Here is a 17,740-nt window from a genome sequence, read left to right as displayed (position 1 = left end):
CTTAATCTAAATATTTTCATCCAATTCGAAGAATTGAATCAAACAACGTATTACTGATTTCAATGACTTTACTGGAAGCCTGAAAAGCGTGTTGGAAGCGTAATAAATTAGCGGCTTCTTCATCGAGATTGACACCCGATACGGATTGTATTGATTTCTCAGTCTGTGCAAGTAAATTAGCCTGAGCTTTGCTAGTGACTTCCAGTTCGCGCGTTTTATTACCAATTTGACTGACAAGCTGCCCGTAAGCTGACTGATAGGTTGCTGAGCCATTCTCCAAGATGCTTGTTGTCTGTAACACACCCAGTAACAACGCATTTCGATTATCAGCAGATCCGTTATTATTGGGAGTCACAGTAAAAATATCTCCTGCTGCTGGATTGCCATTGATTTGAAAGGTATAACCGTTAAAACTAATATCAGCTCCTGCTGTATAAACTTGATTAGTAGCCGGCAAGCCGGTACCAATCCCCGTCATATCATATTGCCCATCATACGGTGCATGAAATGTGATGGTGAGCGGTTGCTGAAGATTAGGGTCAAGAGGCAATGGATTTACGGTTCCAGCACTGATTGTTCCAGTACCGGTATTCGATAATGCCGCACCGGTACGATTAGGACCTGCTGCGGCAATCTTGGTAGCATCAGTAATGTTTACCGCTATATTCTTCGCACCATTAATAGCGGGCTGAATAAGAAACCGTTCATTGGAAAGAATAGTTGCTCCCGTCACAGATACCCCATCCAGTGTTAGGGGTGTTGCTCCGGATGGAACTATCAATGTACTGATCGAACTATTATCAGATAGTCTTGTGAGTGTATAGTTTGTGCCATCATAGGAAAATTGATAATTACTGGTTGTCAAAACACCAAAATCACTTATTCCTACCGTAATATTAGAAGCCGCATCGTTAGTTAATGCAGAAGTTACTTTGGGTGGAGATACCGTGAAAAATTCTTCTCCCATATTTCCATTCAGATCCAACCCCAATTGATGCTGCTCATTAAAAGTTTGTGCCAGCGTTATTGCGATTCTTCCCAGTGCATTTTGTGCACTATCCAAAGTAACGCTACGAAAAGACAGAATACCTCCCAAAGCCCCTCCGGTAATCTGATTTTCAGGTAATTGGATAGTATTCCCTCCGCTCATTAAGCCCACTACCACATTATCAGGATTATCAGGAGAGGTGGTCGCTTGTAATGACAGTGCTTGAGTACCTACAACCAATGCCTGACCATTGCCGACATATACATTCACAGTACCATCACTTTGTCTTACTGTATCGGTATTAATTAATTTACTTAAATGATTAATAAGCTCATCCCGTTGATCCAGCATATCATTTGCAGGTTGTCCGGCAGCAGCACCTTCAGCTAACAGGATCTGATGATTGAGTTCTGCTACTTGATCGGCTAAAGAATTTATCTCAGCAATACTGCTGCTAATTTGAGTATTGATACCCTCTCTAATTTGAGACATACGCTGATCCATGCTCTGGAAGCGTGCCACAAGTGCCTCAGCATTACTCAACATAGCCTGGCGTGACGGAATGACGGAAGGATGGATGGTTACATCTTGGATAGCACTAAAGAAGTTCTGCAGGGTTGGAGAAAGACCGGAAGTGGCCTCAGCAAACATGTTATCCAACTGTTTTATTTGTGCATAGTAGTTATCCAGTGATTGGCTTTGGGTTTGAACTTGTAAAGACTGACTCACAAGAAATTGATTATATATGCGCTGTACTGTTGTCGACTGAACGCCACGCCCAACAAATCCGGTACCTGATGATTGTGGAATATTCGTGCTGAGAACCACCTGCTGGCGTTTAAAACCAGGTGTATCTGCATTGCTGATATTATGGCTTGTCGTCTGTAGCTGGTTTTGTGCGGTTAATAAGCCAGTCACTCCGATATCAAGGATACTATTTCCCATGCTTTTAATTAAGTCTTGGTATTTAAAAACTTAAGTGGTTAGGTTATATCGGCAAATCGATAAAGGAATTAATAAAGTTTTCGCATTTAAATTAACTCTCGGCTTTGCAATAAGGTCTCACTGTTGAGTATTCGAATAAGCTTATCAGCATACGACGGATCAGTCGCATATCCGGCACGTTGCAGACCATTGGCAAATGTTGCAGCATCAGTAGATTTCAGGACTTTTGCATAGCGCGGATTATCTAATAACAGTTTGGCATAATCATTAAATCCTTCCGCATAGGAGTGATACGCTCTGAATTTCTCGACCATTTTCTGCGGTACACCATGAACGTATTCGGTAGTTACCATCTCGATAACTTCTCCTTTCCAGTTTGCGCCTGCTTTAATGCCAAATAAATTGTAGCTGGGGCTGTTATCTGCACGACGAATCTCATGTTTACCCCATCCGCTCTCCAGGGCAGCCTGCGCCAGCATGAAATGAGAAGGAATACCGGTTGACTGTGATACCACTTTTGCATGTGGCAAAAGTTTATCGATGAAATCCGCTGTATGATTGGGTAATTTTTTTAAATGCGCTTCGGTATGAGTACTTGCGACAGATTCCTCAGCGGGAAAATTCGTTTTCTCGGGTAAAACAGCTGTGTTGGACAACGTTTGAGAATTAGGCCACAACTGTCCTGATCGGTCATTTGGGTGTCCATTGACAACTAACGATGAAGGATGAATGGATTGGATAGCAGATAGAACGGCATCGGTATGACTCATAGAGGTCCTGGGTACCATGGAATTATTAGCTCGACTTAATTGCTGCACCATCATGTCTGCAATGCCAATCCCCTTCGTTGATACATGTTGGGCCAATTGCTGATCATACATCTGGGTAAAAAACTGGGTTTGTTGACTATCGAATAATCCATCTTTAGGGGTAGCCTCGCGCATACTTTTAAGTAACATTTGCATAAACAAGGCTTCAAACTGCTGCGCTGCCTTTTGCAAAGCTTGATCTGGATTCTGTTTGGCCATTAAATGCAGATCATCAATGCTCTTCGCATCGATTGCAAGCTTACTTGAAGTATCTGGCGAGATCATCATATTTTCTATCCCTATCCCGAATAATTAAAATTAAATAATCTCTAGGTCTGCTCGCAATGAGCCGGCTGCTTTCAGAGCCTGCAATATGGCTAACAGGTCTTGCGTTGTCGCACCAATCGCTGTCAATGCCTTCACTACTTCACCCAGATCTGCGCCATTGGGTAGTAGCATCAAATTCCCTTCTTCAGTACGTATCTCAACCTGAGACCGTTGCGTAACTACTGTTTCGCCCCGCTGCCCAAATGGGCCGGGCTGACTGATGACAGGCTCAGTATTGATAATGATCGATAAATTACCATGTGCGACAGCACTGGTTTCAAGTGTTACCGCTTGATTCATCACTACTGAACCCGTGCGTGAATTAACAATCACCTTGGCAGGCGCTTTTGCAGGGGTTACATCCATACTCTCAATCTGAGAAATGAACATCACACGCTGATTATTATCAGAAGGAGCCCTGACCTGAATCATTCGACCATCTACAGCCGTTGCCGCTGAAGGATAGATCCCATTAATTGCACTAACAATACGCTGAACCGTCGTAAAATCGGTTGAATTGAGTTCAAGATTAATATAATCGCCCTGTCCAATTGCGGTAAGAATCTCTCGCTCTACCAAGCCACCCCCTGTGATGCGTCCCACATTGAGATGATTGATTTGCACACTGCTACCCCCGGCAGCAGCGCCAATCCCCCCTACTAAAACATTTCCTTGAGCCATCGCATATACCTGGTTATCAGCGCCTTTAAGCGGAGTCATCAACAGGGTTCCACCACGCAGACTTTTCGCATTGCCTAGGGAAGACACGGTGACATCAATTTGCTGACCAGGTTTGGTGAATGGAGGTAATGTAGCTGTGACCATTACGGCGGCGACATTACGTAACTGTAAATTAATACCGGGGGGCAAATTAACCCCCAGCTGACCGAGCATATTAATGATACTTTGTACGGTAAAGGGTGTTTGGGTAGTCATATCACCACTGCCATCCAATCCCACCACCAATCCATACCCTACTAATTGATTGTTACGCACTCCCTGAATGGATGCTAAATCTTTAATGCGATCAGCGCTGCTTAAGCCAGGCAGAAAGAAGCTAATCAGAAGAAAAAAATAAATGATGATGCTCTGTATTTTCGCCATCTTGTTATCTCTAGACTGATAGTCTTTCGTGTATTTAACTTTCTAGAAAGGTGAAACTGTGAGAAAAAAACGTGACAACCAACCCATCGTTTGTGCTTCATCAATATACCCACTGGCCCGATATTCAATACGTGCATCCGCAATCTGAATGGAAGAAATTGTATTTCCAATGATATGGATCGGATTCACAACACCTGAAAGCCTTATAAACTCTTGCCCCTGATTAATGCCTATTTGTTTTTCTCCACTCACAACCAGATTTCCGTTGGGCAATGCCTCTATAACTGTCACTGTAATCGTGCCATTAAAATCATTTTTACTCGAACTAGCACCACTTCCATCGAATCTGTTATTAGAATTTGCTTCAATGGTTGCATTTTTCTGTAGCAGGCTTAAGGGAACACCCAAGAAATTAGGTACTGAAAAATCGATACCTCCAGATCGATCAACATTACTTCCAGAGCTCTTGCTGGCGTTGGTTTTTTCTCTCAAGGTCACGATGATGGTATCCCCTACACTGCGTGCCCGCCGATCTTCAAATAAGGGCGTATAGCGAACTCCGCCCGTTGTACTGTTAATTGCCTGGAAGATTGCTCCATTCGGTTGAGCTATTGCCTTGGTATGATAAGGTGGCCGTACTGTATTGGGTTGATAGGTAACTGTTGACGGTGTCATAGCACAACCTGATACTACTAAAACAAGTATCCATATACCTATTATGCACAAGTCCTGATTTGGTTTTATTAGGCTGATACTTGCCATCACATTACCTCAGATTGTGGCCAGATCATAGCTGAGCCAATCTTTGCAGCATTTGATCAGAAGCTTCAATTGACTTGGAATTCATCTCGTAAGCACGCTGGGTTTGAATCATGCTGACCAATTCTTCAACAACATTTACATTTGAAGTCTCAACAAAATTTTGTTCCAGCAGCCCTAATCCATTGGTACCAGGCGCATTTTGATTCGGTGTGCCACTGGATGCCGTTTCCATATACAGATTTTCACCCATCTTCTGTAATCCTGCAGGATTAATAAAACTGGCTAACTGAATATTGCCGACTTGGATAGGCGCAACAGATCCGGGCACTGTAGCAGATACTGTTCCATCACGTGCAACGGTGATGCTCAGTGCGTTCGGAGGCACAGTAATCGCTGGCTGTACTGCGTATCCACTGGATGTTACAAGCTGACCATTGAGATCGGATTGAAATGCGCCATCACGTGTGTAAGCGATTGTACCATCAGGTAATAAGACCTGAAAAAAACCCACACCCCGAATGGCGACATCTCGTTGATTATCCGTCTGCTGCAATCCGCCCTGGGTAAATATGCTTTCTGTCGCCACCGGCTTGACGCCTGTACCTAGCTGTAAGCCGGAAGGTAATTGAGTTTGCTGCGAAGATTGCGCACCAGGTTGGCGCATCGTTTGATACAGCAAATCTTCAAAGACTGCGCGCGCACGCTTAAATCCGTTAGTGCTGACGTTCGCTAAGTTATTGGCGATCACATCCATCTTGGTTTGCTGTGCATCAAGACCGGTTTTTGAAATCCATAAGGAACGTATCATTGCAATTGACCTCTTAAATTTTTGTCTGGTTAAACTCTCAGCACCATGATTTCACTCGCTTGTTCAGCATTGCGCTGTGCGCTTTCAAGCATTTTCATTTGCATATCAAATTGACGGGCAAGCGCTATCATGCTGACCATCTCATGCACAACATTCACATTGCTGCCTTCCAATGTCCCATCTACAAGTCTGACCTTGATATCTACCTGTGCTTCCTCTCCATCCTTAAGACGAAATAAACCATCGGTGCCCTTAACAAGGTTATTTTCTGGTGGATTAACCAGTTTAATGCGTCCCACCAGAGCAACTGTATTGGGTTGCGGGTTAATGGGAACAGACGATACGGTGCCATCGGCACCAATTGTGATACGGGTTTCCGGCGGAACTGTAATAATGCCCCCTCTGTCACTTTTCACTTTAAGGCCGTTGTGTGTAAGCAAAATACCATTAGGGCTAACTTGCAAACTACCATTGCGGGTATAAGCCTCTTCGCCATTATCCAGCTGCACCGTAATCCAACCAGGGCCCTTAATTGCTACATCCAGATCTCTACCGGTGGTTTCTAGCAAGCCTGGGGTAAAATCTGCATGGGTTGTTGAATCGACAACAAAGGCCCGTGTGGGTAGCCCATCACCAAATATTGGTACCGCACGGAATGCATTGTTCTCGGCGCGATAGCCAGTCGTTCCAGCATTCGCAAGGTTATGTGCAGCCGTCGCCTGCTGGTTTAATGTGTGATTTGCTCCGGTCATAGAGGTATAGATGAGTCGGTCCATGCGCTCTCAATCAAGAAATTAAAGATTAACCAATGTTTGTAATACAGCATCCTGAGTTTCAATGGACTTGGCATTTGCCTGATACATGCGTTGTGCAGTAATCATTTTCACCAGCTCAGTAGTCAAGTCAACATTGGCATCTTCAATTGCAGAAGGTTGAAGTGCACCCAGCGTTCCACTTTTTGGTGGTCCAACCAAGGGCTGACCAGAACTGGGCGTTTCTACCCAATGACCATCTCCAATAGGACTTAATCCCTGCGGATTCACAAAGTTAGCCAAAACAATTTGCCCCAGTTCCCTGGTTTGACCATTGCTATAATTTCCTTGAATTACACCATTGGCCGCTGTTGTAAAACCAGCCAGCCGACCAGAAGTGTAACCATCTTGTGAAATCGAATTAACGCCAAAATCAGAACCAAATTGGGTAGTCTTGGTTAAATCCAAATCAAAACTCAATGGGGAGATTGCGCCTAATGCCGGATCAATAGCTGTTAAATCAACTGAAACACTAAAAGGCGCTGCAGGTGCAGTTAATGTGCCAGTTCCATCAAAAGTCAAAGTCATTGAAGCACCACCATTCAAAGTAACTCCAATGGGTAAACCAGCAGCATCAACTGCTCCATCAACAGTTGCATAAGTATTCCAGGTATTGGCTGTGGCCGATTTCTGGAAGTAAATGGAAAAAATATGCGAATTGCCCAAGCTATCGATAATCGTTCCCGATGAGGTATTGGTATAGCTGTTAGCATTCGTCGCATCGAAAGCAGCTACAGCAGGCTGTGCTTTACGAGAATCCAGATTAAAACCCCATTCGAAAGTCGAGGTAATTTGCGGAGGCAGATCAGTAGTGGTCAATTTCAGATTGGTCGGCTGGCTAGCTACAATGTCACCATTCACATCTGCCATATAGCCCGTGAGATTTGTTCCATTTGCATCGGTAAGAAAACCATTCCCATCAACGCGGAATTGACCATTTCTGCTATAGCTGATTACCCCCCCTTCATTCATACGGAAAAAACCTTGGCCATTGATCGCAATATCCAATGGATTGCTGGTTGGTGAGATATTTCCTTGGTTAAATGATTGCGCAATCGTAGATATTCTGGAACCGATACCTATCTGGGATGAACCTGATCCACCCAAGGAATTTGCAAAAATATCGGTAAACTGAGCCTGGGATTGTTTAAATCCAGCGGTATTTGCATTGGCAATATTATTTCCGATGACATCCAGATTTGTCGAAGCTGCGCTCAATCCACTTAAACCATGTTGAAAGCCCATGATAATCTCCCGCTTAAAATACCTGTTTAATGTCTGATAAACTGACAATGCCCAGTTTACCCATATCAAGAAGTGCACCATTCTCGCCCGGTGAAACACTATTAACTACACCCAATGACAGTGTATTGACTTTAATGTCATTTCCTCCCTGTTTTGCGCTTACAGCAAAAGTGTAGTTCCCATCAGCTGCATCCGTGCCACTATCTGTTTTGCCATCCCATGCAATCGTATTGATACCTGTTGGTTGGGCACCTAATTCTATACGCCGAACGGGAATACCAGAGCTATCCATGATCGTTACCATAAGCTGATCCACTGGTTGCGCCAGTTCAATCCCAACCACGGCAGAATTCCCTTCAAGTTCGATCGTTGCTCCTGGAACAAACGCGCTACGCCCTATCATTCCGGTTACTTCCACTGAAAGACTGTCCTCCACATCAGAAGTCAAAAGCTGCAGCGTAGAATTCAATTTATCTATACCGGATACAGTACTGATTTGCGCCAATTGGCTCGTCACTTCTGCATTATCAAGCGGCTTAAGCGGATCTTGATTTTTCATCTGAGTCACTAAAAGTTTTAGAAAGCGATCCTGGGGATTCTCAGCATTCTTTTTAGTAGTAATTCCTGTTGTTACTGATGAGGCTGTTTGTGAACTGGCCGGCTGGATTGAACTCATCACATACTCCTTTATTGACCGATCGTCAGTGTTTTTTGTAATAGCGATTTGGTGGTATTCATCATATCTACACTATTCTGATATGAACGCGACGCTGACATCATATTGACCATTTCATCGACTACATTAACATTAGGCATCGTCACATACCCATTTTTATCCGCGAGAGGATGTTTTGGTTCAAACACTTGTCGCATCGGTGAAGAATCGTGAATAACAGCAGCAACCTTTACACCACTTGCACCATTAGCAGCTGCCTGTAATGTACTGAAAACCACTTGACGTCCACGATAGGGTTCACCCGTTGAGCTGGTCACACTGTCAGCATTTGAGAGATTACTAGCGACTACATTTAAGCGTTGGGATTGTGCCGACATTGCTGAGCTTGCAATGTCAAATACATTAAACAATGACATGATTATCTCTCCTGCATAGCTAAGGTTAAGTTTTTAAACTCATTGGTAATAAATGTAATGCTTGCATCATATTTAATTGAATTATCAGCAAATCTTGTACGCTCCGTATCCATATCTACTGTGTTACCATCTGCGCTGGATTGTAGAGGAACACGATATAATAGGCTGCCATCTAAAATCCCTGGCGTGGCGGAGTTTATATGCAGCGGAGATGTTGTAATTAAATTGACCTTATTCAGATTTGCGGTCGGCACAAGCTTCTCGCGCAGTACGCTGGCAAAATCGATATCTTTCGCTTTAAAATTTGGTGTATCGGCATTAGCTACGTTACTTGAAAGCAATTCTTGCCTCGCAGCTCGTAGACTTAAGGCTTGGTGGTGGAAATTGAGTTCTTTGTCAAGTTTGTTAATCATGGCACGAATCCTAACTAAATATATCTCTCACTCTTCTATTAGCACTTAATATGCCAACTATGATAAATGTTTTAATAAACCGGCCAGATAACGAAAAAAAGCATGAAATCGATGCTGTCTTATGCATAAATTTCTGGGTATTTGTTTAAGATAGCGGCAATAATTGCCGAAAACGGCAAAATCAATAATCGAATAAATGATGATACGTCGCTTAGCATTAATGCTCTGCCTACCCATATTTTTTCCGTTTCCTGTGCAGGCATCCTCACAATCTAAATCTACCCTTCAATACGAAGAAATTTCACTGATTAAAAATGCAGTGGAAAATTTTATTTACAGTAATACAGCAACATTACCTGGACAAGTTATTGTGAATATAGATAAGATCGATAAACATCTAAGTTTGCCAAAATGCCCTCAATTAGAGCCTTTTATACCGACGGGCAGCCGTTTGTGGGGAAAAACTTCGATTGGCGTTCGTTGTAATAGTCAATTTGCAAGCTGGACTATCTATATACAGGCTGAAGTCAATGTGATGGCCGACGTGTTACATGTCGCACGCCCCGTTTCAACGGGACAGATACTCGCATATGAGGATATAGCCCCCCAGAATGTTAATTTGACACATATGCCAGATGGCATATTCACTCAGGCATCACAGATAATCGGTAAGGTCGCCACCACCAATCTTACTGCCGGACAACCGCTGCGCGCGCAAATGCTGCGCGCACCCTACGTTATTTTACGCGGCCAGAAAGTTAACCTTGTCGTTCAAGGGCGAGGATTCAGTATCAGTTCGGAAGGCCAAGCTTTGGCTGATGCAGCCGAGGGCAAAGTTATTCAAGTTCGCAACAAATCGGGACGAATCATTAGCGGCATTGCACGTATTAACTCAATCGTTGAAATACAACCTTAACTAACCTATGCCATAGAAGACGGAAACAATTCAGTTATTAACTGTGCCGTCGTTGCTCAACCTGTAAACAGAGTAATTAAAACCCTCAATCGATTTATAATTACAAGCTTTCTCAATACTTATAAAGAGCAGAAGCTTTTCTATCGCTGACCAGAATGAACTATGCCATTAAAATAAAGAAAATTTTATCCGATGTAATGGGATTAGGTGATCGGCTCGATTCCATGACACTGGACACCTTCTTATTAGGAAATATTCCTGAGCTTGATTCAATCGCAGTAATCACTATTATCTCGGCGCTCGAAAAAAATTTCTCAATTTCGATCCATGATGATGAGATCAGTGCCCAAACATTCCGAACTCTTGGCACTTTGGTTAATTTTGTTGAAAAAAAAGTAGCTCAAAGCAATAAACACTGATTTAAAATTTAACACACAGGAACCAGTCATTATATGAGTAACTCTAATTTATAGTTTTGTTAAACACATCCTATCTAGGCTAATCACGCACAATCATGGTTAATAAGTCAGAAAATGTGAGGCGAACTGTTGAAATTACATTTAGCGAATTTTAATAATCAGTATATTTTTACTGGTTATGGTGATGGATATATACTGATCAATCAGGTTCGTTATGAAAAAAGCTTGATTGTATTGCCTGATCATCTGATTGAAGATTGGCCAATATTGTCAGTTTCCCAACTGGAAGCTCGGCATTTTGATAATCTATTATCACATACACCTGAAATCATAATCTTAGGCACAGGTGCTAAGCATCAGTTCCCAAATCGATCTTTGCTAAGCCGATTAGTCAAATCGGGCATCGGGATTGAGATTATGGATACAAAAGCCTGCTGCCGTACCTACAATATTTTGGTTGAAGAAGGACGCCGAGTTGCTGCTGCTTTATTAATCTAGTCATAATATAGAAGTTATCAAATATATATTGTAATATTTGATAGCATATTAATTGCAAGGTAATAGATTTTTTATGTTTCTAAAATAACAAGACCTTGAATATTTTAAAGTTTCTTTTAAATACACCTAAACAACCATGAATTATGCTATAGTTTATAGGCTAAATCACAAGATTTTAAAAAGAATGGCCATGATATTTATGATTATGATAAATTCATGTTTGGAAAGTTAGTTACATTAAAGCTGGCTTCCTTGATAAATATAAATTAGGAGTTAAAAATGAACAAGTTTCTTATTGCAGTATTCACCTCAGTTTTTTTATTCGGCTCTTCAGTTACTTGGGCAAGCGGAAATTTAGAATCTTCGCTACCGCCAGTATCTGCTCAAGACATTCTGAATAAAATGGCATGTGAGGGTAAAAAAGCTGGCGACAAAATCAAGGATCGTATTGATGGTGAGATGGTTACTTGCCCTGCAAAAATAAAGAATGCTAGAATAGGTGGGCCAGCAAAGGGAGCAACGTATTAATAGTTAATATAGATTCTTAGCTGGTTAAGATAAAGTTATTGAAAATAGGCACTAATTACCATAAAATAATCTATATTTAGGTCAAGCTAGATAGGATATTGAGATTATTTATTTTAATCCAAAAACTAAATGAGCTAGCTCATTTAGTTTTTACTAAGTAGAGTAAAAAATACATTACAACTATCGGCTTGACCATATAGATTTAATCCTGCACGTTAGAATTTAATGCTTTATCTAAAAATTATAAAACATATCGTGCCAGATCCTCACTTTGCGAAAGATCCTTGAGTCGCTCATCCACATATTGGGCATCAACAGCAATACTTTCTCCGCTGTGTTTAGGTGCATTGTATGAGATTTCTTCCAACAACTTTTCCATGACAGTATGCAGGCGTCTAGCACCAATATTTTCAGTTTTGCTATTTACTGAGTATGCGATTTCAGCCAAGCGTTTGATGGCATCACTGGTAAAATGCAATTGTATACCTTCCGTTGCTAGCAATGCTTCATATTGACGGGTTAAGCAAGCATCAGTATTGGTCAGAATTTGTTCAAAGTCACTGACACTCAGACTGGCCAGTTCAACACGAATGGGGAAACGTCCTTGCAATTCAGGAATCAGGTCAGAAGGCTTGGACATATGAAATGCTCCACTCGCAACAAACAGAATATGATCGGTTTTAATCATGCCATATTTGGTTGATACGGTTGTGCCCTCAACAAGTGGAAGCAAATCCCGTTGCACGCCCTGACGTGAAACATCCCCACCAGTATTGCTCGTGCGACTGGCGATTTTGTCTATCTCATCCAGAAATACAATACCGTTCTGCTCTACGTTCTGAATGGCTGTCAGCTTCAATTCTTCATCATTGACCATCTTAGCAGCTTCTTCTTCTAGAAGCATTTTTTTTGCCTCACGTATTGTCAGCTTGCGAGTTTTCTTTCTCTCCCCTGTCATATTTTGAAACATTCCCTGAATCTGGGATGTCAGATCTTCCATTCCAGGTGGTGCAAAAATTTCCATATTAGCACGCGGTGCCGCTACTTCTATTTCAATTTCCTTATCATCCAGTTCGCCCTCGCGTAATTTCTTGCGGAACTTTTGTCGTGTTGAGCTATCGCGATCGTGCTCTTCCATGGTGTTTGGATGCAAGTCAAAATCCCTCGCAGTTGGCAACAAGGTGTCTAAGATGCGGTCTTCTGCGCGATCTTCTGCAAGGGGTTGTTTCTTTCGGGTTTCTCTTTCTCGCAATTCTTTAACAGCGGTTTCAGCCAGATCACGAATTATCGAATCGACGTCTCGCCCCACATATCCAACTTCAGTGAATTTGGTAGCCTCAATTTTTATGAAAGGCGCATTCGCGAGCCTTGCCAGACGACGCGCGATTTCAGTTTTACCGACACCTGTCGGGCCAATCATCAGAATGTTTTTGGGAGTAATTTCCTGGCGCAATGGGTCAGCAATTTGCTGTCTGCGCCAGCGGTTTCTCAGTGCGATAGCTACAGCACGTTTCGCTGAATCCTGACCGATGATATGTTTGTCCAACTCATGGACAATTTCCTGTGGAGTCATTTGCGACATGATTTTAAATTCTATGATAGAGTTGAATAGGGTTTCCAAATTACCGATCAGATAAGCTACCTGATCTTTATATAAATCAGAATCATAGCAGTCTTATTCTTAATGCTTGACAGAAATAATTTAGTCAATAGTTTCGATAACGTGATCCTGATTGGTATAAATACAGATATCGCCTGCAATGGTAAGTGCCTTTTTTACAATTTCTTGAGGAGACAAATCGGTATTTTCCAATAATGCGCGGGCAGCTGCCAAAGCATAGGAGCCACCGCTACCAATAGCAGCAAGGCCCAATTCAGGTTCGATCACATCACCAGCACCGGTAATAATCAGAGTAGCATCTTCATTTGCAACCACTAGCATGGCTTCCAATCTGCGCAAGATCCTGTCGGTGCGCCAGTCTTTCGCCAATTCAACGGCTGCCCGCATAATATGCCCATGATGTGCTTCCAGTTTACCTTCGAATCGCTCAAACAGTGTAAAAGCATCTGCAGTGCCACCCGCAAACCCGGCTAGGATTTTGTCATGATAGAGTCTACGAACTTTTCGGGCACTAGATTTGGCTACCACAGCACCGAGTGTTACCTGGCCATCCCCCCCCAATGCAACTTGGCGGCCACGCCTTACTGAAACAATTGTAGTCATGTAATTTGCTTAATTTATTATAAGATAACATTATAACGCATAAATATATGCCAAGATTATAAGACTCAGCGCGTGCTTAGTTTCTTTTTTTCGCCCTTGGATGCGCTGTATCATAAACTTTGACAAGATGTTGAAAATCTAAATGAGTATAGACTTGTGTAGAAGTGATATGAGCGTGCCCCAGCATTTCCTGAACAGCACGCAAGTCACCGCTGGATTGCAACAGATGAGAAGCAAAAGAATGCCTTAGAATATGCGGATGTACATTTTGATGGATGCCCTGCTGTCTGGCTCTGCTTTTCAAGCGGTAACTGATGGTACGGGTACTGATCGCATCCCCATGTTGTGATAAGAAAAGTGCGGTTACATTTGGTTTGATGATTAATGAACGCTGCTCAAGCCAGGCTGTTAATGCCTGAATCGCATAATCGCCGACCGGGACAATGCGCATTTTTCCCCCTTTGCCTAAAACCTTTATTGTTCCCTCCGCAAAGTTGATGTCAGCAGGCTTTAGTTTCGCCAGTTCTGCTAGCCTTAAGCCCGAAGAATAAAACAATTCAAACATGGCACTATCACGGGCCGTTATAACTTTATCAATCGGGAATGATAATAACTGTACTGCTTCGTCCGGAGAAAGCATGCCGGGTAATTTCTGGGGTGATTTAGGAACACGCATTCCATTACAAGGGTTATGCGGGTAATGATGATGACGAATTAAGTAATTGTAAAAGCTACGCCATGCCGATAACATTCTAGACAAGCTTCTGCCAGAAAGCCCTTTGCCATGGAGTTGGGCGATCACATGGCGAATATCCGGTGATTGAGCCTGCTCCAGATCATATTTATTTAAATGTTTAAGCAGAACACGAATGTCGCGTGCATAATTTTCGCTGGTAAGCGGCGATAAACGTCGTTCGTAAGTAAGATAATGAATAAATGCAGCAGCTAGTGATTCAGGTTTGCTGCTCATGGGTGGCATGACCTTGAATTGCCGCACCGCTTACAGTTTCTGCTCGATCATAGCGGACAATGGTAGTGCAAACCAGTTCGCCCAGCCGTTTTAAATGCAATGTCCCCATTTCAGGATAGAATCTCTCTGGATCAGGGCTGCCTAAAACCAGCAGGCCAATTGTTTGTGTGATATTCAGCGGGATCATGGCAAATGAATTGAGATATTCCGCACCCTCACCAAACCATTGCCTGATTTCATCCGCGACGTGATGACCGCAATAAGGTTGCGGCAGACTCTCGGCAATAACGTGGACATCTCCACTGGTAGAAGCGAATTCAATATGAGATTTGCTTTGGCAGGAATTATTCCACAAACGCATTGCCACGAGCGGAACAGTGAAATCTTCTTTTAAACTGAAATACAATGCATTAAAAAGCTCTTCGATATTAGAAACAGAAAGAAGGGCAATGGCTAGTCGGTGCATTTTTTCGCCAACAGCATCATTTTCTTCACCGAAACTGATCAGTTCAAGCAATTTATCCTGTAACACGCGATTTCTTTCTCTCAAAGAGGCAATTTGTCGCTCATTGATTGAAATCACCTTATCATTCTGCGGATGAGAAATTTGAATATCTGCCAGTAAATCAGCGTATTCATTAAAAAACTGTGGATGCTCCTGCAGATACTGTGCGACCTCTTCCGATTTCATCATTCTTCCTGCATTAATTGTAAATTTATCTCGCCTTCAAATACGGTAACTGCCGGACCTGTCATCCACACAGATTTATCCTCCTGTCCCTGCCAGCTTATCGTCAGCTCGCCGCCGCGTGTACTAACTGTTACTTGGGTGTCCAGTAAATCCAGATTGATACCTGCCACTACTGCAGCACAGGCGCCGGTCCCACACGCCAGCGTTTCGCCAGCGCCACGCTCAAAAACCCGTAACCGAATATAATTACGGTCAAGGACCTGCATATAGCCAACATTTACTCTTTTGGGAAAACGCGGGTGCGCTTCTATCAAAGCACCTTCCGTAGTTACGGGCGCGTTCTCAGTATCCTCTACAACTCGCACGGCATGGGGATTTCCCATCGACAAGACACTTATTTTAACTGGCTTATGCTGTATTTCAAGCTGGTAGGTCAATGCCCTTCTTTCAGCAATAAAAGGTATCTTATCCGGTTCAAAGATGGGTTTTCCCATGTTGACCGTCACATTTCCATTGCTCTCCAGTTTCGGAGATATCACGCCACTGAGCGTTTCGATGAGAATTTCGTTTTTTCGGGTCAGGCCATGGTCATGCACATAGCGAACAAAACAGCGTGCACCATTTCCACATTGTTCAACTTCACCGCCATTGGCATTAAAGATGCGATAGCGAAAATCAGCTTGACCTACTGCCTTTTCAACCAGCAATATTTGATCGCAACCAATACCGAAATGGCGATCCGCGATTAAACGAATTTGTTGTTGATCGAGATTTACTGCCTGATTGATTCCATCCAGAACGACAAAGTCATTACCCAAGCCCTGCATTTTGGTGAATTTCAGTTTCATGGATGATTCCAATGATCTGATTTCGTTAAGGTCATCAAATAATCATTCATGATAAAGCCACCGCCAATATCCACAATATTATCACCTGTAATTTCAAATCCATAATGCTGATAAGCTGAAATTGCAGTCTGATTACGCTTATTTACAGTTAGAATCAACGACTGCAAGCTATTTTCTTGCATTATTCCAATAGCATGGTCCCGTAACCTTTCCGCTGATGATCACAATGAATGTAAAGTTTATCAATTTTAAGCTCGCCGGATTTATTTGTCGCGTACAACAGCAAAAACCAATAATCATTCCATCCACAACCAATTTTCTCCACCAAATGGCTGGATTTATTATTTGACTTTCGATTAACTCCGATTGATAGTGCTGCTCCAGCATATAATCGATCTACTCGGATGAAATAATATCGGGATAATGACGACGCCAAATCGGCTCGACCAATGTCGAAATAGTTGGTGCATCAACCTTTGTTAGAGGTAATACTCTGGCAATCATATTGCTTGATATCCCACAGCAAAATCATAGATAAGGTATATTAAAAATACTCTTCTTCATGAATAACTCATCTCTCTATTATTGTAGAATAAGACTTTCCGCTTCTACATTATTCACATAAAGATTCACAATAATGAATTCAATTATTTTTTGGGATCTGGTTCCAAGGTTAGCGGTAGCCTGTTGAATTTGTGGCGCATCGTGTTTATGGCATGAAATATGGTATGTTGCCCGACAATTTTTGCTTCCAGCTTACGCTTATTAGGAAAATCCATCAACGAAATTCCGATCAGCATCGTCAATAAACCTTGTCCTGGCAGAAAAAGCATTAAGAAGCCCGCCATAAAAAAAACTACGCCAACCACATTTTTAATGATCAGACCGACCAAACGTAATACAGGATGATGATCTTTCATCCAGTGGCGTGGAACTCGTGTATCAAAATAATCGCTCGGTAAGCGAATCAGAATCCAGGGAATGGCAATAAGAGAACCAATAAAACCAACGATAGACGCTACAGTTAAACCGACAAACACATCAACGGGTACCCACTGTTGAATGGTTATAAGGATATCTTCCATGATGGAACATTAGGTATTGTGGTTCTCAAAACCTTAACCGGATAATATTTGTTGATAGAAAATAATGAGCAAGTAGATTGAAAAACTATTCTGTTGCCTGCTAAGGATAACAGGCAACAGAAAATAGAAATGATGCTTATGATATCAAAGCTTGGATTTAGGGAACAATCCGGTTGTTGAGAATTTCTTTGCTTTGGTTATTCCAGATCACGTCTGTCAGGTTGGAGTAACGGGTGATAATTTGTGCCGCTATCCC

The 17,740-nt window shown here is 42.4% G+C and carries 21 protein-coding genes and 1 pseudogene; 4 read left to right on the top strand and 18 right to left on the bottom strand.

Going from position 1 to position 17,740, the window contains the following annotated elements:
• Positions 1-16: 16 nt before the first annotated feature.
• The 10 genes from flgK to flgB all read right to left on the bottom strand — a co-directional run bounded on the left by flgK (position 17) and on the right by flgB (position 9,305).
• The gene (flgK, locus tag BM021_RS04840; RefSeq protein WP_090719453.1) at positions 17-1,933 is read right to left on the bottom strand and encodes a flagellar hook-associated protein FlgK; all 1,917 of its coding nucleotides are present in this window, start codon (positions 1,931-1,933) and stop codon (positions 17-19) included.
• A gap of 86 nt (positions 1,934-2,019) precedes the next feature.
• On the bottom strand, positions 2,020-3,030 hold the full coding sequence (gene flgJ, locus BM021_RS04835) for a flagellar assembly peptidoglycan hydrolase FlgJ (protein WP_090719451.1): 1,011 nt from the start codon (positions 3,028-3,030) through the stop codon (positions 2,020-2,022).
• Between the two features lie 30 nt (positions 3,031-3,060).
• Positions 3,061-4,173: a flagellar basal body P-ring protein FlgI gene (locus BM021_RS04830; protein ID WP_090719449.1), complete on the bottom strand. Its 1,113-nt coding sequence runs from the start codon at positions 4,171-4,173 to the stop codon at positions 3,061-3,063.
• A gap of 42 nt (positions 4,174-4,215) precedes the next feature.
• Positions 4,216-4,848: a flagellar basal body L-ring protein FlgH gene (locus BM021_RS04825; protein WP_256207773.1), complete on the bottom strand. Its 633-nt coding sequence runs from the start codon at positions 4,846-4,848 to the stop codon at positions 4,216-4,218.
• Between the two features lie 112 nt (positions 4,849-4,960).
• The gene (gene flgG, locus BM021_RS04820; RefSeq protein WP_090719443.1) at positions 4,961-5,743 is read right to left on the bottom strand and encodes a flagellar basal-body rod protein FlgG; all 783 of its coding nucleotides are present in this window, start codon (positions 5,741-5,743) and stop codon (positions 4,961-4,963) included.
• 29 nt (positions 5,744-5,772) lie between these two features.
• The gene (gene flgF, locus BM021_RS04815; protein WP_090719441.1) at positions 5,773-6,519 is read right to left on the bottom strand and encodes a flagellar basal-body rod protein FlgF; all 747 of its coding nucleotides are present in this window, start codon (positions 6,517-6,519) and stop codon (positions 5,773-5,775) included.
• An 18-nt stretch (positions 6,520-6,537) separates the two neighbouring features.
• The gene (gene flgE / locus BM021_RS04810; protein WP_090719439.1) at positions 6,538-7,800 is read right to left on the bottom strand and encodes a flagellar hook protein FlgE; all 1,263 of its coding nucleotides are present in this window, start codon (positions 7,798-7,800) and stop codon (positions 6,538-6,540) included.
• A 13-nt stretch (positions 7,801-7,813) separates the two neighbouring features.
• Positions 7,814-8,476, bottom strand: a complete 663-nt coding sequence (locus BM021_RS04805) for a flagellar hook assembly protein FlgD (protein WP_090719437.1) — start codon at positions 8,474-8,476, stop codon at positions 7,814-7,816.
• Between the two features lie 11 nt (positions 8,477-8,487).
• Positions 8,488-8,892 (bottom strand): flagellar basal body rod protein FlgC, encoded by a 405-nt coding sequence (gene flgC / locus BM021_RS04800; protein WP_090719435.1) that lies wholly within the window; start codon positions 8,890-8,892, stop codon positions 8,488-8,490.
• Positions 8,893-8,894: 2 nt separating this feature from the next.
• Positions 8,895-9,305, bottom strand: a complete 411-nt coding sequence (gene flgB, locus BM021_RS04795) for a flagellar basal body rod protein FlgB (RefSeq protein WP_090719433.1) — start codon at positions 9,303-9,305, stop codon at positions 8,895-8,897.
• 196 nt (positions 9,306-9,501) lie between these two features.
• On the opposite strand from flgB, the gene flgA reads away from it, so the two are divergent.
• From flgA to BM021_RS04770, 4 genes are all read left to right on the top strand, one after another.
• A complete protein-coding gene (gene flgA / locus BM021_RS04785) occupies positions 9,502-10,221 on the top strand; it encodes a flagellar basal body P-ring formation chaperone FlgA (protein ID WP_256207772.1) in 720 nt (239 codons plus the stop codon).
• Positions 10,222-10,376: 155 nt separating this feature from the next.
• Entirely contained in the window at positions 10,377-10,640 is a 264-nt protein-coding gene (locus BM021_RS04780; protein ID WP_090719427.1) for an acyl carrier protein, read from the top strand.
• Between the two features lie 129 nt (positions 10,641-10,769).
• The gene (locus tag BM021_RS04775) at positions 10,770-11,138 is read left to right on the top strand and encodes an Mth938-like domain-containing protein (protein WP_090719426.1); all 369 of its coding nucleotides are present in this window, start codon (positions 10,770-10,772) and stop codon (positions 11,136-11,138) included.
• A gap of 279 nt (positions 11,139-11,417) precedes the next feature.
• A complete protein-coding gene (locus BM021_RS04770; RefSeq protein ID WP_090719424.1) occupies positions 11,418-11,666 on the top strand; it encodes a hypothetical protein in 249 nt (82 codons plus the stop codon).
• Positions 11,667-11,907: 241 nt separating this feature from the next.
• Here the strand turns inward: BM021_RS04770 and hslU are convergent, their stop codons facing one another.
• From hslU to BM021_RS16560, 8 genes and pseudogenes are all read right to left on the bottom strand, one after another.
• Positions 11,908-13,248, bottom strand: coding sequence for an ATP-dependent protease ATPase subunit HslU (gene hslU, locus BM021_RS04765; protein ID WP_090719422.1), 1,341 nt, complete (start codon positions 13,246-13,248; stop codon positions 11,908-11,910).
• Between the two features lie 120 nt (positions 13,249-13,368).
• Positions 13,369-13,890 carry an ATP-dependent protease subunit HslV gene (hslV, locus tag BM021_RS04760; RefSeq protein ID WP_090719420.1) on the bottom strand — a complete coding sequence of 174 codons (522 nt, stop codon included), beginning with the start codon at positions 13,888-13,890 and terminating at the stop codon, positions 13,369-13,371.
• A gap of 76 nt (positions 13,891-13,966) precedes the next feature.
• Complete coding sequence (gene xerC / locus BM021_RS04755) at positions 13,967-14,860, bottom strand: tyrosine recombinase XerC (protein ID WP_090719551.1); 894 nt, start codon at positions 14,858-14,860, stop codon at positions 13,967-13,969.
• On the bottom strand, positions 14,844-15,554 hold the full coding sequence (locus BM021_RS04750) for a DUF484 family protein (protein WP_371116123.1): 711 nt from the start codon (positions 15,552-15,554) through the stop codon (positions 14,844-14,846). The genes xerC and BM021_RS04750 overlap by 17 nt, the downstream gene beginning before the upstream one ends.
• Positions 15,551-16,399: a diaminopimelate epimerase gene (dapF, locus tag BM021_RS04745; RefSeq protein ID WP_090719415.1), complete on the bottom strand. Its 849-nt coding sequence runs from the start codon at positions 16,397-16,399 to the stop codon at positions 15,551-15,553. The genes BM021_RS04750 and dapF overlap by 4 nt, the downstream gene beginning before the upstream one ends.
• Complete coding sequence (locus BM021_RS16000; RefSeq protein ID WP_256207771.1) at positions 16,396-16,581, bottom strand: N-acetyltransferase; 186 nt, start codon at positions 16,579-16,581, stop codon at positions 16,396-16,398. The genes dapF and BM021_RS16000 overlap by 4 nt, the downstream gene beginning before the upstream one ends.
• Positions 16,582-17,046: 465 nt before the next feature.
• Positions 17,047-17,484: a PGPGW domain-containing protein gene (locus BM021_RS04735; RefSeq protein ID WP_090719412.1), complete on the bottom strand. Its 438-nt coding sequence runs from the start codon at positions 17,482-17,484 to the stop codon at positions 17,047-17,049.
• Positions 17,485-17,641: 157 nt separating this feature from the next.
• A pseudogene (locus tag BM021_RS16560) lies at positions 17,642-17,740 on the bottom strand (methane monooxygenase/ammonia monooxygenase subunit C); the annotation flags it as partial.

This window comes from Nitrosomonas sp. Nm166, from assembly GCF_900112825.1.
In the GTDB taxonomy this organism is placed as follows: Bacteria; Pseudomonadota; Gammaproteobacteria; order Burkholderiales; family Nitrosomonadaceae; genus Nitrosomonas.
Note: the sequence above shows the minus strand (reverse complement) of the source record. Positions and strands in the feature narration are given on the sequence as shown.

Coding starts and splice junctions, on each gene's coding strand:
- flgK (WP_090719453.1), bottom strand. CDS start 1,933: ATGGGAAATAGTATCCTTGATATCGGAGTGACTGGCTTATTAACCGCA.
- flgJ (WP_090719451.1), bottom strand. CDS start 3,030: ATGATGATCTCGCCAGATACTTCAAGTAAGCTTGCAATCGATGCGAAG.
- BM021_RS04830 (WP_090719449.1), bottom strand. CDS start 4,173: ATGGCGAAAATACAGAGCATCATCATTTATTTTTTTCTTCTGATTAGC.
- BM021_RS04825 (WP_256207773.1), bottom strand. CDS start 4,848: ATGACACCGTCAACAGTTACCTATCAACCCAATACAGTACGGCCACCT.
- flgG (WP_090719443.1), bottom strand. CDS start 5,743: ATGATACGTTCCTTATGGATTTCAAAAACCGGTCTTGATGCACAGCAA.
- flgF (WP_090719441.1), bottom strand. CDS start 6,519: ATGGACCGACTCATCTATACCTCTATGACCGGAGCAAATCACACATTA.
- flgE (WP_090719439.1), bottom strand. CDS start 7,800: ATGGGCTTTCAACATGGTTTAAGTGGATTGAGCGCAGCTTCGACAAAT.
- BM021_RS04805 (WP_090719437.1), bottom strand. CDS start 8,476: ATGAGTTCAATCCAGCCGGCCAGTTCACAAACAGCCTCATCAGTAACA.
- flgC (WP_090719435.1), bottom strand. CDS start 8,892: ATGTCATTGTTTAATGTATTTGACATTGCAAGCTCAGCAATGTCGGCA.
- flgB (WP_090719433.1), bottom strand. CDS start 9,305: ATGATTAACAAACTTGACAAAGAACTCAATTTCCACCACCAAGCCTTA.
- flgA (WP_256207772.1), top strand. CDS start 9,502: ATGATGATACGTCGCTTAGCATTAATGCTCTGCCTACCCATATTTTTT.
- BM021_RS04780 (WP_090719427.1), top strand. CDS start 10,377: ATGAACTATGCCATTAAAATAAAGAAAATTTTATCCGATGTAATGGGA.
- BM021_RS04770 (WP_090719424.1), top strand. CDS start 11,418: ATGAACAAGTTTCTTATTGCAGTATTCACCTCAGTTTTTTTATTCGGC.
- hslU (WP_090719422.1), bottom strand. CDS start 13,248: ATGTCGCAAATGACTCCACAGGAAATTGTCCATGAGTTGGACAAACAT.
- hslV (WP_090719420.1), bottom strand. CDS start 13,890: ATGACTACAATTGTTTCAGTAAGGCGTGGCCGCCAAGTTGCATTGGGG.
- xerC (WP_090719551.1), bottom strand. CDS start 14,860: ATGAGCAGCAAACCTGAATCACTAGCTGCTGCATTTATTCATTATCTT.
- BM021_RS04750 (WP_371116123.1), bottom strand. CDS start 15,554: ATGATGAAATCGGAAGAGGTCGCACAGTATCTGCAGGAGCATCCACAG.
- dapF (WP_090719415.1), bottom strand. CDS start 16,399: ATGAAACTGAAATTCACCAAAATGCAGGGCTTGGGTAATGACTTTGTC.
- BM021_RS16000 (WP_256207771.1), bottom strand. CDS start 16,581: ATGCAAGAAAATAGCTTGCAGTCGTTGATTCTAACTGTAAATAAGCGT.
- BM021_RS04735 (WP_090719412.1), bottom strand. CDS start 17,484: ATGGAAGATATCCTTATAACCATTCAACAGTGGGTACCCGTTGATGTG.